Source organism: Bacteroides faecis, from assembly GCF_020091505.1.
Lineage (GTDB): Bacteria > Bacteroidota > Bacteroidia > Bacteroidales > Bacteroidaceae > Bacteroides > Bacteroides faecis.
The window spans coordinates 3,587,606-3,604,481 of sequence record NZ_CP081916.1; the positions used below are offsets into that span (position 1 = coordinate 3,587,606).

Annotated in this window: 11 protein-coding genes and 1 pseudogene; all 12 read left to right on the forward strand. The window is 41.0% G+C overall.

From position 1 onward, the window contains the following. Positions 1-181: 181 nt before the first annotated feature. Entirely contained in the window at positions 182-784 is a 603-nt protein-coding gene (locus K6V30_RS13990; RefSeq protein ID WP_055269241.1) for an RNA polymerase sigma-70 factor, read from the forward strand. A gap of 84 nt (positions 785-868) precedes the next feature. Then, positions 869-1,855, forward strand: coding sequence for a FecR family protein (locus K6V30_RS13995; RefSeq protein ID WP_008760505.1), 987 nt, complete (start codon positions 869-871; stop codon positions 1,853-1,855). Positions 1,856-2,067: 212 nt separating this feature from the next. Continuing rightward, positions 2,068-5,508, forward strand: a pseudogene (locus K6V30_RS14000) (TonB-dependent receptor). Positions 5,509-5,532: 24 nt separating this feature from the next. After that, on the forward strand, positions 5,533-6,924 hold the full coding sequence (locus tag K6V30_RS14005; protein ID WP_008760507.1) for a RagB/SusD family nutrient uptake outer membrane protein: 1,392 nt from the start codon (positions 5,533-5,535) through the stop codon (positions 6,922-6,924). A 27-nt stretch (positions 6,925-6,951) separates the two neighbouring features. After that, complete coding sequence (locus K6V30_RS14010) at positions 6,952-8,919, forward strand: outer membrane protein assembly factor BamB family protein (protein WP_055269219.1); 1,968 nt, start codon at positions 6,952-6,954, stop codon at positions 8,917-8,919. A 6-nt stretch (positions 8,920-8,925) separates the two neighbouring features. Further along, entirely contained in the window at positions 8,926-9,807 is an 882-nt protein-coding gene (locus K6V30_RS14015) for a sugar phosphate isomerase/epimerase family protein (protein WP_055269218.1), read from the forward strand. 1 nt (position 9,808) lies between these two features. Next, entirely contained in the window at positions 9,809-10,867 is a 1,059-nt protein-coding gene (locus tag K6V30_RS14020; RefSeq protein ID WP_055269217.1) for an MBL fold metallo-hydrolase, read from the forward strand. A 20-nt stretch (positions 10,868-10,887) separates the two neighbouring features. Continuing rightward, a complete protein-coding gene (locus K6V30_RS14025) occupies positions 10,888-11,787 on the forward strand; it encodes a glycerophosphodiester phosphodiesterase family protein (RefSeq protein ID WP_010537483.1) in 900 nt (299 codons plus the stop codon). A 12-nt stretch (positions 11,788-11,799) separates the two neighbouring features. Next, on the forward strand, positions 11,800-13,146 hold the full coding sequence (locus K6V30_RS14030) for an MFS transporter (protein ID WP_055269216.1): 1,347 nt from the start codon (positions 11,800-11,802) through the stop codon (positions 13,144-13,146). Between the two features lie 204 nt (positions 13,147-13,350). Next, positions 13,351-14,004, forward strand: coding sequence for a DUF2490 domain-containing protein (locus tag K6V30_RS14035; RefSeq protein ID WP_055269215.1), 654 nt, complete (start codon positions 13,351-13,353; stop codon positions 14,002-14,004). Positions 14,005-14,313: 309 nt separating this feature from the next. Further along, positions 14,314-16,218: a fimbrillin family protein gene (locus K6V30_RS14040; RefSeq protein ID WP_055269240.1), complete on the forward strand. Its 1,905-nt coding sequence runs from the start codon at positions 14,314-14,316 to the stop codon at positions 16,216-16,218. Between the two features lie 75 nt (positions 16,219-16,293). Next, positions 16,294-16,785, forward strand: a complete 492-nt coding sequence (locus tag K6V30_RS14045; protein WP_010537487.1) for a PaaI family thioesterase — start codon at positions 16,294-16,296, stop codon at positions 16,783-16,785. The last annotated feature ends 91 nt before the right edge of the window (positions 16,786-16,876 follow it).

Sequence of the window (16,876 nt, forward strand, 5' to 3'; positions counted from 1 at the left end):
CTTTTTTATAGAACTTTGTTGTGTGCTTTGTTCGCACTTTTATAATAGGATAACAATTAAAGAGTACACAAAGTTCTCGGCCGGAAACTCAATAAGAAAGAAGGTTATTTTTTTATTTCAGAAAAAATACATACGTTTGTAACATCATAACAATACCTTTGTGCCCAAAAGTAAAGAAAATATGTACGCAACAGACACGCTTATGGACGAACGGGAGTTAGTTCTCCGTCTGATAGACGGCGATGAGGATGCCTTTTGCGAACTCTATGCCGCCTATAAGAATCGCTTGCTGTATTTTGCGATGAAGTTCGTCAAATCTCGTGAGTTTGCCGAAGATATTTTTCAGGACGCGTTTACGGTTGTATGGCAAAGCAGGCGTTTTATCAATCCGGATGCGTCTTTCCCCTCCTACTTATATACGATTGTACGCAATCGTATTCTTAATCAGATACGGGATATGGCGAATGAAGATAAGCTGAAAGAGTATATCCTTTCTCATGCGGTTGATTCGGCCAATGAAACGAATAATAAAATATTGTTCGATGATTTGAAGGATGTCGTTAGCCGCGCACTGGAACAATTGACTCCCCGTCAGCGTGAAGTCTTTAATATGAGCCGCGATTTGCAGATGTCCCATAAAGAAATTGCGGAAGCGCTGGGAGTCTCTGTCAATACCGTACAGGAGCATATTTCTGTTTCGTTGAAAGTGATTCGTGCCTACTTGACTAAATATTCGGGTACTTCTGCTGACATACTGCTGATTCTACTTTGTCTGAATTTATAATAAATGTTAATCACACCCTAGCTGTTTCCTGCCTTTGTGTATTACTAATACGAAGGGGAGAAATCAGCACCCTTATTTGAATATATGATGAAAGATACGAAGACAGAAAAAAATAAATTACGTCGCTATCTGGATGATATGTACATCCGGGAGGAAGCATCGCAGTTACTGGAAAGTATGAGAGATGCTGACCATAAAGATATATTGGATGAGTTGTCTGCCGAAGTCTGGGAGGAATCCGTCAGCCAGCAGCCTGTTACTGACTTGGAGCGTGAGAAGTATAAAAAGGAGGCTCGCCAGTTGCTGAAACATATTGAACATAAGAAACGTACCTGGTTCCGTCGGGTAATGACGATTGCAGCCAGTGTGGCGGCTGTAATAGCCATCGTGACAGGAAGTATCAGTTATTTCCGGTATATGAGTGAGCAGCAGATAACTTTCGCTGAAATCTCAACCTCTTTTGGAGAGAAGAAACGGGTGGAATTACCGGACGGGACTATATTAGTGTTGAACTCTTGTTCACAAGTACGTTATCCTGATTCTTTTCAAGGGGATATCCGGAAAGTGGAACTGGAAGGAGAAGGATATTTCAGGGTTGCCCATAATGAAGATATGCCGTTTATTGTACAGACGAAGCGACTGGATGTTCGTGTTTTGGGAACCCGGTTTGATGTAAAATCTTACTCTACGGATGAAATCGTATCGGTAAGTGTAGAGAGTGGCAAAGTACAGGTTGATCTGCCGGAAGCAATGATGCGATTGACTGCAAAAGAACAAGTTCTGATAAATACCGTTTCCGGTGAATATAGTAAGAAGAAGGAAGAACGTGGGGTAGCAGTCTGGATCAAGGGAAGCCTGCGTTTTAACAGTACTCCGATCCGGGATGTGGCAAAAGAACTGGAACGTGTTTATAATTGTCAGATAACCTTTGCTTCCGGACAGGAATTTGATAATCTGATTACCGGTGAACATGACAATAAGAGTCTGGAGTCCGTACTTAAATCCATCGAATTTATCAGTGATATCAATTATAAGAAAGAAGGCAGGAATATACTTCTTTATAAAAAATGAGAATTAAAAAATAGATCAATGTTTAACCCGTTAATAAGGACAGAATGAAAGCATCACCCTCATAGAAACTCCCTAAAAAGATAGAAGCACTCCTAAGGAATGCCTCTATCCGCAACCCGGACGGATATTCATTCGCTTCGACCCAAATGAATAACGTATCGCACGTTGCTTGTTTTTAATAACTTTAGTCAATTACTAAAACGCACAAATTTATGAATAATCTTCTTATTTGTAAAGGAAAAAGTAGAAATAGCTGCTCGTTTTTAGCTTTTTTACTATTCACCTTCCTTTTAGTTGCTCCGACTGCTGCTCAGACATTGAAAGAGCACAACATTACGCTCCGTGTACAAAACGAGCCGGTAGAAAATGTTTTCAATAAAATCAGTGAACAGACCAACTTTAAATTTATCTACGATCAGGAAACGGTAAATAACGCTCCGCATGTTTCTTTTGATGTAAAAAACGCTACGCTTAAACAAATTCTGGGAGTGATAACTACTCAGTCAAAACTTTATTTCAATAGGACCGATAATACAATTGCTGTCAGTAAACAGCCGCTTAAAGAAGAAAGCGCTCAACGTACACGTACCGTTCAGGGAGTAGTCGTAGATGATAAGGGAGAGCCAGTTATTGGTGCCAGTGTCCAGATCAAAGGAGAGGGCAGTGGTACGATTACCGATATGGACGGACGATATTCGTTGATGAATGTACCGGAATCGGCTACATTGACAATTTCCTATATTGGCTATAAGACCGTCAGCCTTTCTGCAAAAGATAAGAATACGGCTAAGATTACGTTGACCGAAGACAGCAAGATGATCGATGAAGTAGTAGTGGTAGGATATGGTGTACAGCGGAAACGGGATGTGTCTACTTCCATCTCTTCCGTGAAAGCCGAGCAGATTGCGGAGGTTTCTGCTTCCGACTTTCGTCAGGCATTAGCTGGAAAGATGCCGGGAGTGCAGGTGACTCAGCCGAGCGGTGACCCGGAAGGAAGTGTCAGTATCCGTGTTCGTGGTATCAGTACAGTCAATGCGGGGAGTGATCCTCTCTATATCATTGACGGTGTACCTGTGGAGCGTGGCTTTGCCAATCTGAATAATAATGATGTCGAGTCGGTAGAGGTACTTAAAGATGCTTCGTCTGCTGCGATTTATGGTAGCCGCGGATCAAATGGTGTAATTATTATCACTACCAAACAAGGGCAGTCGGAAAAAATGAAAGTACAATATGATGGATATTATGGTATCCAGAGTGTTTCGAAAAAACTTCCGATGTTGAATGCTTATCAGTTTGCGGAGTTTGCCAAAGACGGGCATGATAATTCTTATCTGGATGCTAATCCCGATGGTTCGCCCAATGACCCTAATGGTATGCGTCCGAATTCATGGGAACGGATTCCTACAGAACTTTTTCCTTATCTGAACGGCGATCAGGGATTAACGGACACAGACTGGCAGGATGCAATTTTCCGTAGTGCGGCTACAACCAGCCATAATATTTCTATCTCCGGCAGAGGAAAGACCGTTGGTTATTTTATTTCTGCTAATTATTATGATAAAGAAGGTATTATCATCAATTCTGATTTCAAGAAATATAGCATGCGTATGAATCTGGACGGAAAATATAAAAGACTGAAATTCGGTCTTAATTTCTCTCCTTCTTATTCGACTTCCAATCGGGTGGATGCTTCCGGATCGAATGGTATTGTTCAGTCGGCCTTGATGATGCCTCCTGTGTGGCCGGTATATAATTCCGACGGTAGTTATAACTATCAGGGAAATGGCTATTGGAGAATTGGCAATGACTATCAGCACAATGCGGTATTAAACCCTGTGGCAATGGCCAATCTGCAATCGGACGTAGTAGACCGTATGGCAATTGTAGGGAAAGTCTTTGCCGAACTGGAACTTTTCAAGGGACTTACTTATAATATTTCTTTCGGTGGTGATTATTATGGTTCTCATAATGATCAGTATCGTTCGTCAGAACTACCCTTACTGGGCCAGAAATATTATGATATCAAGTCGAACCCTACTGCATACAGCTCCTCCGGTTTTTATTTCAATTGGCTGATTGAGAATAAGATTAATTATAATACAGTGATTAATGAAGATCATTCGATTAATGCGGTTCTGGTGCAATCTGCACAAAAAGAAACTTATAAAGGAGATAATGTGACGGCTACCGATTTTCCGAATGATTATATACAGACGATCTCCGGTGGAACAGTTATAAAGGGGGCGTCTGATAAGACCCAATGGTCGATTGCTTCCTATCTGGCTCGTGTGCAATATAGTTATAAAGGTAAATATATGGCTTCCGGAGCTATTCGTGCGGATGGTTCTTCCCGTTTCGGAAAAAATAACCGCTGGGGATATTTCCCGTCCGCATCATTGGCATGGAGAGTTAGCGGGGAGGATTTCTTCACGAAGGCGAAATTTCTCTCCTTTGTAGATGACTTGAAAATCAGAACCAGTTATGGTGTTACAGGTAACTTTCAGATAGGCAACTACGATCATCTATCATTGATGGCTCTTGATAATTATATACTGGGTACGGGTAACGGGCAACTGGTACAAGGCTATAAACCCAATACTATTAAGAATGATGATTTAAGCTGAGAAAAGAATGCAATGGTCAATGTCGGTGTGGACCTGCAAATGTTCAAAGGATTATTGGGGATAACAGTTGATTACTATAATACCAATACCTCCAATATGTTGCTGAATGTTCCTGTTCCTCATCTGACCGGATACAGCACTGCCCTGATGAATATTGGAAAAGTAAATAACCGTGGTTGGGAAATAGCCTTGACATCTCAGAAAAATTTCACCAAAGACTTTGGGTATTCTTTTAATGCCAACTATGCTACGAATACCAATGAAGTAAAAGCTCTTGGTCCGGGAAATGCTCCCATTATCTCTACCGGAAGCGTAGATCATGCTTATTATATCACAAAAGTAGGCGAACCGATCGGATGTTACTATTTGCTGGTGCAGGACGGTATCTTTTCCAACGAAGAAGAATTGAAGAAATATCCTCATTTCAGCAATACTCAGCCGGGAGACTTCCGTTTTGTAGATGTGGATGGAGACGGTGTGATGGACTTGGACAAAGACCGTACAATAGTAGGTAACTATATGCCCGACTTCACCTATGGATTTGGTGGTAAAGTATGGTATAAAGGCATTGATCTTGACTTTAACTTCCAGGGAGTTTACGGTAATGAGATTCTGAATCTGAATCGTCGCTATATTGATAATCTGGAAGGAAACACCAATGGTACCACGATTGCCCTGAATCGCTGGAAAAGTGCGGATAACCCCGGAAATGGTCAGGTGAACCGTGCCAACCGCAAATCGAAAGGTTATAATGGCCGTACTTCAACCTGGCATCTGGAAGATGGTTCTTATTTGAGATTGCAGAATGTAACGTTAGGATATACTTTGCCTCAGAATCTGACACGTCGTTTCTTTGTGGAGAAGTTGAGAGTCTATGTCTCCGGACAGAACCTTTGGACATCTACCAACTACGGTGGATACAATCCGGAAGTAAATGCACGTCCGAGCAATTCACTTTCGCCGGGTGAGGATTACGGAACATATCCGCTGGCGAAAACTTTCTTGTTTGGATTAAATATAACACTTTAGTCATCCTTAAAAAATATACGGTATATGAAAATATATAGACAAATCCTATTCTTGGCAACTGCTTTTGTATCAGTGGCCTGTACAGATAGCTTTTTCGACTTGGAGCCAAGTAGCAGTGTGCCTACAGATAAAGTATACAAGACAGCAGACGATTTTAATGTAGCAGTGATCGGCTGTTATTCTAAATTGCAGGGACAGGTTTCCTACTTCACGGAATGCTGCGAATATCGGAGTGACAACCTGTCGTTGAGTGCTCCTACTGCCGGAACACAAGACCGTTATGATATAGATCAGTTTGCGGATAAAGCCTCTAATGGAATATTGGAATCCGCCTGGGCGAATTTTAATAACGGAGTATATCGCTGTAATTTGGTATTGGACAAAATAGACGCAGCTGACTTTGATGCTACGTTGAAGAAACAATATAAAGGGGAAGCGCTTTTCGTGCGTGCTCTTACTTATTTTAATATGTATCGCTTGTGGGGTGGAATTCCGATGACTGATAAAGTGGTGACGGTGGCTGAAGCTCTTAAAATCGGAAGAAGCTCAGAGCAGCAGGTCTTTGATTTTCTTACCGGCGATTTGAATCAGGTTATCAATGAGAATATGCTGCCTTCTTCTTATACGGGTACTGATACGGGACGTGCGACCTCCGGTGCTGCAATGGCATTGCTGGGAAAGATTTATCTGACTTTCCATAAGTGGACAGAGGCACGCAATGTTCTTTCGCAACTGATAGGCAGATATTCTTTGATGCCCACACCGGATAAAGTATTTGATGTCGATAATAAAATGAACGATGAAATCATTTTCGCAGTGCGCTTTAATAAGGACGTTGAGGGTGAAGGACATGGCTATTGGTTTTCAATTATCAACCTGACAGATGATACTAACCAGACAAAGGCTTTGAAGGAGTGCTATAAAGACGGTGATAAACGCAAAGACCTGATCACTTATGTGAAAGTAGAAGATAAAGTCTGCGTAATGAATAAATTCAAGGATTTGAAAAGTGCGACATACAATACCGTCGGTAACGATCAGATTATTCTTCGTTATGCCGATGTACTGTTAATGTATGCCGAAGCACTGAACGAAATCAGCTATAGCAACTCTCAGACTTCTGATGCAATGGTTGCTTTGAATGCGGTACATACCCGTGCCGGCTTATCTCCGGTTCAGATTACGGAACTGGCAGATCAGGATAGTTTCCGTAAAGCCATTATGCTGGAACGCCAACAGGAATTTCCTTATGAGGGACACCGTTGGTTTGACCTTGTTCGCATGGGAGGTGCCAAGGAAGCTATGAAAGCGGAGGGACATACAATTCAGGATTTCCAGTTTCTGTATCCTATTCCTAAAACGGAATTGGAAAGAATCAACAATACTGAGTTGTTGTGGCAGAATCCGGGGTATTAATATGGTTAAACTTAAAGAATTCAGACGATGAAAAAAATAATATATAGCTTGTTGTTTGTCATTACGGCAGTTTGTGCAGCTTGTGACGAAGAACTGCCAAAAGCAAGTTTTGATTTATATGAATTAAAGACGCTTACGGCAACGGCCGGAGATATGAATGTGGCACTTTCCTGGGAAGCATATCCGGACGCCCGTCCTGATGAATATCTTATTAGCTGGACTTCGGGCTCTTCGGAAGCGGAAGGAGGGCAAATGACTGTGGAGGCTGAGGCTTCCGGTGCAACTGTCAGTGATCTTGTCAATGATGTTGCTTATACATTCTCCGTACAACCTCGCTATACCGGAGGACTGGCGAGTAAGCGATCTGCTTCTTGTACGCCAAAGAATGCAAGATATCCGGTGACTGGTCTGACTGCGTCAGCGGGAGACAAGAAAGTCCGGCTGAGATGGAAGAAGCCTGCCAGCGAACGGTTTACGAATTATCAGATTACCGTAAGTCCCGGCAATCAGGTTATCAAATTGGATGACACAACATTGGAAGAATATATGGTTGAAGGGTTGACTAATGATCAGGAGTATAAGTTTGATGTTGTTTGTATTTATCCGATGGGGAATTCTGTTTCGGCGGAAGCGGTGGCTACTCCGGGAATTATTTATCCGGTAGCAGTCAATACGGAATTGGTTGTCTGGGAGTCTGCTGTCTTTGCTTATAACGATATGTATTTTACTGGTGGCAATGTTAAATCCGTCAGCTGGGATTTTGGTGATGGTACTGCTTCTGCTGAAGCGACTCCATCGCATGCTTTTGCTGCTACTGGAACTTATACAGTTACTATTACAGTAACATATACGAATAATACGACGGAGTCAGGAAGTGTGGAAATTAATGTTGTCGGATATAAATGGGATAGTCTGAATCTGAATTTTAACGGATTAACAGGATATGTCAAGACGTCCAATCCTGTATTCTCCCCAGATGGAAAGACGATGTATATTCCGACTTCAACGCCTGCCGGGCATTTGTTTGCCTTAGATGTAGTCAGCGGCGAATTCAAATGGGTATTTGCCATTGATAAAATAACTTATGGCGGCGGTGCATTAGTGGGGTCTGACGGTACTATCTATCAGTGCGTGAGAGATGCTTCTATCAAGAATGTGTATGCCATAAATCCGAATGGTACTCAGAAATGGTCATTGCAATTAGACGGACCGATAGGTGCGTTCCCTGCTTTGTCTGCTGATGGTGTACTCTATTGTTTGACTAATAAAAGTACGTTATATGCACTCGATGTTGCGAATGGTGCGATTAAATGGCAACAATCTCTTGATGGGACAACAGGCAGTGCAGTGGCTATTGATAGAAACGGAAATATCTATGCAGGTACCAGTGAAGCTATTTATGCTTTCAGCGCAAATAAGGAAGAACTTTGGAAACTCAGTGGTGTCAATGTGACGGAGCAGGGAACTTTTGCTTTGAATGGCAACACGCTTTACGCAACTTTGAAGTCAAAGGCTGGACTTGTTGCTGTTGATATCACGAACGGAACCAAAAAATGGACCTATCCGACAACAGGCGGTGATGCTTATTTCCCTGTCGTAGATAAGAAAGGTGTTGTTTACTTTACTGAAAAAGGCTCGCAAACAGTTTACGCCGTAGACGCTGACGGTTCAAAAGTATGGGTGAAGAAGGTAAATAATAACCTGAACTACAGTGGTGCTGCGTTGAGTACAGATGGTGTTCTTTATATCGGAACGCAGTCAAATAATAAGATTTTCGGACTTAATACGGCAGATGGAAGTACTGTTTATGAAGAATCTGTGGGTCAACAGGTAATGGCGTCCGTTTCGATTGGTCCGGACAAGCGTCTTTATTGTGGTACTATTGGAGCGAGCAATATAGGTTCTATAAAAGCGTTTGACATTAATAAAACGTTGGAAACAGATTCCTGGAGTATACGGGGTGGAGATATTCAAGGTACAAACCGACAAAAATAAACGGTGATGAGAAAATTGATTTTTATCGCATTTATGGTGATGTCTGTTTGTGGATATGCACAGAAATATGAAGTAGGTACTACGACAGCAGTGTGGAAAGCACCTGCTGCTGCCGATTTCCTTCATGCAAAAGCGACTGGTGTGAAGTATGTCGAGGTGGCCTTTAATCAATGTTATAGGGGAGTTCCTGTCGATGAAGTGATTCCACGTATAAAGGAAATGAAAGCGAAGATAGACAGTGCGGATATCGAAGTCTGGTCTATTCATCTTCCTTTCTCCCGAACGTTGGATATCTCAGTTCTGGATGATCGGTTAAGGAAGGAAAATGTAGATTTTATGGCAGAGATGATAGAATTGTGTGCCATGTTTCAACCGACTTGCCTGGTTTTGCATCCAAGTTCGGAACCGATAGCCGATAGTATTCGGGCGCAACGGATTGCCAATGCTTCGGAGTCTATTGCTTATCTGAAGAAATATGCTGATAGGATTGGCGCTCAACTTTGTATAGAGAATCTGCCCAGAACCTGTTTGGGAAATACTCCGGAGGAACTTATGAGGATTGTCGGAGATATCCCGGACGTAAAAGTGTGCTTTGATACAAATCACTATACCAAAGGCACGACAGAGCACTTTGTGGCAATAGTAGGTAGCCGTATCGGCACTATACATGCTTCAGATTTTGATTTGGTGAACGAATGCCACTGGCTTCCTACACAGGGAAATATAAAATGGGGAAAGTTGATGCACGATTTGGAGAAGACCGGATATAAAGGCGTTTTCATGTATGAAGCGACGAAGGATCACGAAAATAATAATGTGAGACCTGCTCTTGAACGGATTGCAGAGACCTTCGATAAAATAATTGATGACTATAAAACACTGAAATAATATGAATAATATAAGAAGAATACAATATTTCCTGTTTTGCCTGCTGGCAATAGGACTTGCAAGTTGTAGTGACGATGATAATAATGATAAGAAGACCGGGTACGAAGGAATTCTTACGGAACTGGCAGCAAAGGTAGATGCCACTACCCAACAGTTATGGGGAACTTCTCCATTAATTGTAAATACTGAACGTGCCGATGCTTTGAGCACTATTCAGGGATATGCCGATAAATGTCTGGATGACTATTTTATCAGTTTTCTGAATGGTTTTGATCAGGCAAGTATGAGTATGGAGAAGAGTGAACCGATCTTATACTATTACCGGAGTGCTTTTGACCGGGTGATGGACGGAATTAAAAACTCCAAAGTAGAGAATGGCACAGCAGAAATCTGGTTGCTTTATAACATGGGATATATAGTTAAGACTCCTTCCGGATGTTTTGCTATTGATATTTCTCATCGCTGGGCGAAGGAACTTGCACCCTATATCGACTTCCTTTGTGTGACGCATAAGCATTCTGATCATTATAGTACAGATTTGATTCAGGCGATGTTTGATTTGGGTAAGCCGGTATTATCCAATTATTTGAAAGACACCACTTATCCCTACACGGCAAAGGGAGATAAAGATTATGAAATAGGTAAATTTAAAATCCGTACTTGTATTACCGATCATAATAATTCCGGATTATCCAATTTCGTAACTATCTTCCAGATAGACTGTGGAGATGATGCTGGAAATTTCGTCTTTATGCATGTCGGTGATTCCAATTTTAAACCGGAACAATATACAAACATTGCGCCACATGTCAATGTCTTGATTCCCCGCTATGCTCCTAATGCGCTGACTGAGAATAATATTTTAGGTACCGGAGCGGGACAGGTACAGCCGGATTATGTTCTGTTATCTCATATTCTGGAAATGGCTCATGCAGGTGTTGATGCATCCAGATGGTCATTGGACATGGCATTAGAACGGGCGTCCAAGATTAACTGTGACCAGACCTATGTGCCTATGTGGGGAGAAAAGATGGTCTGGAAGAACGGTAAGCTGAACTAATAATTTTAATATTTGAATTTATGAAACGAATTTATAACTTTATATTGCTTTTATGCCTGGTGCAACTGGCTGTTGCCCAAAATAGGATTGCGGAAATCAGAGAAAACCTGTTAGGAAATTATTCCGATAGAGTGTTGGTCGTTTCTCATCGTGCCGACTGGCGAAATGCTCCCGAAAATTCATTGCAAGGAATACAGAATTGCATTGATATGGGAGTGGATATGGTAGAAATAGATTTGAAGAAGACCAAAGATGGTCACTTGGTCGTCATGCATGATAAGACAATTAACCGTACAATGACGGGAAAAGGAAACGCTGAGGATTATACACTGGCAGAACTGAAAGCAATGCGACTTAAAAATGGAGCAGGCTGTAAAACCAGACATCAGATTCCTACTCTCGAAGAAGTTATGTTACTTTGCAAAGGGAAGATAATGGTGAATATCGATAAAGGTTACGATTATTTTCAGGAAGCTTATGCTGTACTTGAAAAAACAGGAACAATTGACCATTGTGTAATTAAAGCAGGACTCCCCTATGAACGAGTGAAAGCAGAAAATGGTGATGTACTTGATAAGGTTATTTTTATGCCTATTGTGAATCTGCACAAAGAAGGAGCGGAAAAGATAATCAATGATTATCAGTTGCACATGAAACCAACTGCTTATGAACTGGTATTTAATGATGATAATGAAGAAATGCTTCGCTTGATCAGGAAAGTACGTGATAGTGGTGCCAAGCTTTTCATTAATTCTTTGTGGCCTGAACTTTGTGGAGGTCACGATGACGATCGCGCGGTAGAACTACACCAACCGGATGATAGCTGGGGATGGATTTTGAATCAGGGGGCTAAGCTGATTCAAACAGACCGCCCGGCATTATTACTCGAATATTTGCGTAAAAAGAAACTGCACGACTAAAGATATTCCTTCATGTTGAAACATCTTATAAATTTTTACAAGGTCTCTTCACTGGGACCTTGTAACGAAGACGTTATGTCTTCATCCGGCAAGCGTCGGTTGAAATATCTGCAATGGTCTACCTTTCTTTCGGCAACTTTCGGATACGGTATGTATTATGTTTGCCGGTTGAGCTTGAATGTAGTAAAGAAACCGATTGTAGACGAGGGAATCTTTTCTGAAACGGAACTCGGAATAATCGGTTCGGTGCTGTTCTTTACGTATGCGGTGGGTAAATTTACGAATGGATTTCTGGCAGATCGAAGTAATATAAATCGTTTTATGACTACCGGCCTGCTTGTTACCGCATTGATTAATCTTTGTCTCGGTTTCACCCATTCATTTATTTTGTTTGCTGTTCTTTGGGGAGTCAGCGGCTGGTTTCAGTCTATGGGGGCTGCTTCGTGTGTAGTCGGACTTTCCCGTTGGTTCACGGATAAAGAACGTGGCTCTTATTATGGCTTTTGGTCCGCCAGTCATAATATTGGTGAAGCACTGACATTTATAATTGTAGCATCTATTGTTAGTGTTTGTGGCTGGCGTTATGGTTTCTTTGAGGCAGGTATGGTAGGATTGCTGGGGGCATTAATCGTATGGCGTTTTTTTCATGATAGTCCCGAAAGTAAGGGCTTTCCTCCGGTCAATGTTTCGAAAGAAAAGAAAACGATGAGTGCTTCTGAAACGGCAGATTTTAATAAAGCTCAACGGCAGGTTCTGACAATGCCTGCTATCTGGATACTTGCTTTATCAAGCGCATTTATGTATATCAGCCGATATGCGGTAAACAGTTGGGGAGTTTTTTATTTGGAAGCACAGAAAGGATATTCCACTTTGGATGCCAGTTTTATTATTTCCATTAGTTCTGTTTGTGGGATTATCGGCACCATGTTTTCCGGTGTAATTTCTGATAAACTGTTTGGTGGCCGGCGTAATGTTCCGGCTTTGATTTTCGGACTGACGAATGTTTTAGCATTATGTTTGTTCTTATTAGTGCCAGGGGTACACTTTTGGCTCGATGCTGTGGCAATGATCCTCTTTGGACTGGGCATCGGAGTACTGATTTGTTTCTTAGGTGGGCTGATGGCTGTTGATATTGCTCCTCGCAATGCTTCGGGAGCTGCTTTGGGAGTTGTTGGGATTGCCAGTTATATCGGAGCCGGGCTGCAAGATGTCATGAGCGGAGTTTTGATTGAAGGACATAAAACGATCCGGAATGGGGTAGAGGTTTACGACTTTACTTATATCAATTGGTTTTGGATCGGATCGGCTATATTGTCGGTATTTTTCGCTTTATGGGTGTGGAATGCGAAGCAAAAATAAAGCATTGATTATCAGTGGAGTATAAAATAGGTACTTTTTCTTTTAAAGGAACGGGCTCTTGGTTTAAAACCAACGACCTGTTCCTTTAAAACTAACGGGGTGTTTCTTTTAAAGGAATGAGCCTTGATATTTCAGAATTATTTCAGTATCATAATTTTTCTTTGCGGGAGATTTATTATCTTTGTACTTTTAACCCGGTAATCGATGAGTAGAATATTTGCAATTAATAAAATACTGCTGTTTGCGCTATTGGCTGGAATGACTTCCACTGCATTTGCACAAAGCGATGATTTCACTACATGGACTAAATTCAAAGTGAACTATAAGATCGATCCCCGATTTTCACTTTTAAGCAATCTGGAGTTTCGGACAAAGGATGACGTAGGTAGAATGGACCGTTTGGGATTGACCATTGGAGGCGAGTATCGGGCTTATTCATTTTTGAAGCTGGAAGCCGGATATGAAACTCATTTCCGGAATTTGGGAGATTCGGAATGGAAATTCAGACACCGTTATAACTTTGGAGCAACTGCAAGTTTTCAATATCAGTGGTTGAAAATTGCTTTGAGAGAAAGGTTTCAGCAAACTTTTGACCGTGGTGATTCAAAAGCTCGCCTTCGTTCCCGCTTAAAATTAGCTTATGCACCTGAAAAAGGAATCGTTTCCCCCTACTTCTCAATTGAAATTTATCAAAGTTTGGATGATGCTCCTTTTTGGAGAGCAGATCGTATGCGTTATCGGCCTGGAGTAGAGATAGCTTTGGCTAAACGATGGGTGTTAGATGTTTTTTATTGTTATCAGTATGAGTCTCCAAAAGGTAAACATATTGCCGGGGTAGAAATAGGCTATTCTTTTTGAAAATGTTAGATTACTAATATAATAATGTGTAAGCCTATTTGGTTTTGAAATATCCCTGATTCATAAAGTGCTACTAATTTGATACTTATGAATGAATATAAATATTATTTAAGAAAATGAAGTATTGGTTGATTTATGATTTATACTTTTGCTTTTGACATTTCAGAATGAAATGTTGGAGTTGATGATTCTCCAGTCGCAACAGACGTGTTGTGTGGAATCTCATAACTGAAAGTGAATACTTCCTCTTATGTCCTTCTTTCTGCCCAATCAAAGATTTCTTATTATTTATATTTAAATAAAGAGGACATGAATATTTTGTTTAGAATGGAAAAAGGAATCGCTGTATGTCTTTTTTCTTCTTTTTTTGTATTAGCATGTGTAAATCATATTCCGGGAGAGAAAGCTGCAGTCAGCAATGGAGATATTCCATTGAAATTTACTGCTGATATTCATGAAGCGACATATACACGTGTTGCTGGCAATGGCTTTGAAGAGAATGATGAAGTGGGAGTATTTGCCCTTGTAGGGTCCTCCACCATGAAGGAAGAACGTTATGCGGATAATTTGCGTTTCTTTCGTACTTCCGAAAAAGTTTTTGAGTCCAGTGAGCCGATTTATTATCCTGATGATGAGGTAACATTACGTTTGATCAGTTATTATCCTTATCAGGAAGAGGGAGTGAATATGGGAGAAAGTACGATGTCGGTGGCGGTAGAAACAGATCAAAATCTTTCTGCCGGCTATTTCTGCTCTGATTTTCTGGTTGCTTCTCAAAATCTGCAATCAGCTCCTAAAGGAGCCATCGCCCTGCACTATGATCACAAATTTTTCAAATTAAAAATCGCTTTGGTAGGAAAGGAAGGTGAAGAATTGCAGGGTATACTGGATGCTGACCCAAAACTTTCTGTTTGTGGTTTTTATACTAAGGCGATTTATGATTTCCAAAAAGAAACTTATTCCGCTTTTTCTAATGAGAAAAGCATTACTCCTGCCGGAAAATGGGAGATACAGGGAGATCGGTTGAGCGGAAAAGAAGTAATCCTTATTCCGCAGGAAACCACTTTGGGCTATCAATATATCGTATTGGATGTTGGAGGTAAGATATATACCAGCCCATTGCCCTCTTCATTGCAGTTGCAGAGTGGTAAGCAGAGTGAGCTGGCGATTTCCTTCATCCCGACCGAAGATGTTTTGATAAGTAAAGTCGAAGGAGAAATCAATAGTTGGGAAGATGGAAATACAGGGCAGTCCGGGTCCGAAGTCTTCCATAATTATGTGGATGTGTCAAAATTGGTATTTGATGATTCGAAGGTGTATAAAGTGTTGAGTGCTGGGCAGCAGGTAGCAGAAATATGTAAAGAATATCTGGTGACCCCTGATTTTTCTTCACAGGCAATTGTCGTTTATCCGATGAAAGATAACCATGCGGTTGACTTATCCAAGGGAACGGTAGTACAATTGGTCGGACATGCAGATAAAGTGCACGGCGGAACTGTAGCGTGGGATTTGAAAGAACATTCATTGAAATATACTCCTGGAAATCAGGCTGCTCGAAGTAAGATGTATATTTTGCCTGACGGACAAATTGCATTGTCTATGCCTGAAGAAATGTTGCCCGTATTGGCCATGAAAGATATAATGCGTGATGTGCGTGGGAGTAGTATTCACAATTACCCGATAGTGAAAATTGGTACGCAGTATTGGATGGGAAGTAATCTGAAAACATCATTATATATAGATGGAGAAGAAATTCCGAAACTGGAGATTATGAATGCCGGAGCGACAGGTTATCTATTGTCTCAAACAGATAAGAGTTATTATTTTTATAGTTTTGGAACAATTGTCAGTAATAAGCTGCTTCCTGTGGGGTGGAATATGCCTGATTGGAATGATTGGAATATGCTGAAAACTTATTTGAGCAATGATGCCTCTTTGTTGAAAACCGGGACATGGAAAGCAATAAGCACCGGTGCCGGTGCAATAGTAGGAACTGCTACCAATCTCACGGGTTTTGATGGATATCCGGTAGGAATGTATGCCGGCAAGTTTCAGTCTGCCTATGAAGGAAAATATCTTTCTTATTGGACTTTGAATGAAGCAGGGACAGATGCGGATGAGAAAATATTCTTGTTGAGAAGTGATAAAAACGAAATAGCAGAGGGAAACACCGGGTTGGATAAAGCTTACGCCATCCGTTGTATCCGAAAGTAAATCGTGGAAAATTGTTCTTCTTTTTTATATTTTGCTTATATTTGGGAAGTGAAACTTAAATAGAAGTCATAGATTATGAAGAAAATAATAAATCCCTGGAAAGGGCTGGAAGGGTACAATTGCTTTGGTTGCGCCCCTAATAATGAAGCCGGAATAAAGATGGAGTTTTATGAAGATGGCGACGAAGTGGTAAGTATCTGGAAACCCCGTCCTGAGTATCAGGGATGGATCAATACCTTGCATGGTGGTATTCAGGCTGTTCTCATGGATGAAATCTGCGCTTGGGTGATACTTCGTAAATTGCAGACAACGGGAGTAACTTCAAAAATGGAGACTCGTTACCGCAAGTCGGTCAGTACTACTGATTCCCATATTGTGTTGCGTGCTTCTATTAAGGAAGTCAAGCGGAATATTGTGATTATTGAAGCTAAGTTATATAATAAGGATGGCGAAGTATGTACCGAAGCGGTTTGTACGTACTTTACGTTTTCGCACGAAAAGTCGAAAGATGAAATGCACTTTGATAAGTGTGATGTAGAGCCGGAAGAGATATTATCTTTAATTTGAAATAAAAACTGAACTTTTTGTGATAAATGTTTGGAAGTATCAAACGAATGCTTTACTTTTGTCGCATTAAATAAAAGAAATATGAAATATA

Coding starts and splice junctions, on each gene's coding strand:
- K6V30_RS13990 (WP_055269241.1), top strand. CDS start 182: ATGTACGCAACAGACACGCTTATGGACGAACGGGAGTTAGTTCTCCGT.
- K6V30_RS13995 (WP_008760505.1), top strand. CDS start 869: ATGATGAAAGATACGAAGACAGAAAAAAATAAATTACGTCGCTATCTG.
- K6V30_RS14005 (WP_008760507.1), top strand. CDS start 5,533: ATGAAAATATATAGACAAATCCTATTCTTGGCAACTGCTTTTGTATCA.
- K6V30_RS14010 (WP_055269219.1), top strand. CDS start 6,952: ATGAAAAAAATAATATATAGCTTGTTGTTTGTCATTACGGCAGTTTGT.
- K6V30_RS14015 (WP_055269218.1), top strand. CDS start 8,926: ATGAGAAAATTGATTTTTATCGCATTTATGGTGATGTCTGTTTGTGGA.
- K6V30_RS14020 (WP_055269217.1), top strand. CDS start 9,809: ATGAATAATATAAGAAGAATACAATATTTCCTGTTTTGCCTGCTGGCA.
- K6V30_RS14025 (WP_010537483.1), top strand. CDS start 10,888: ATGAAACGAATTTATAACTTTATATTGCTTTTATGCCTGGTGCAACTG.
- K6V30_RS14030 (WP_055269216.1), top strand. CDS start 11,800: ATGTTGAAACATCTTATAAATTTTTACAAGGTCTCTTCACTGGGACCT.
- K6V30_RS14035 (WP_055269215.1), top strand. CDS start 13,351: ATGAGTAGAATATTTGCAATTAATAAAATACTGCTGTTTGCGCTATTG.
- K6V30_RS14040 (WP_055269240.1), top strand. CDS start 14,314: ATGAATATTTTGTTTAGAATGGAAAAAGGAATCGCTGTATGTCTTTTT.
- K6V30_RS14045 (WP_010537487.1), top strand. CDS start 16,294: ATGAAGAAAATAATAAATCCCTGGAAAGGGCTGGAAGGGTACAATTGC.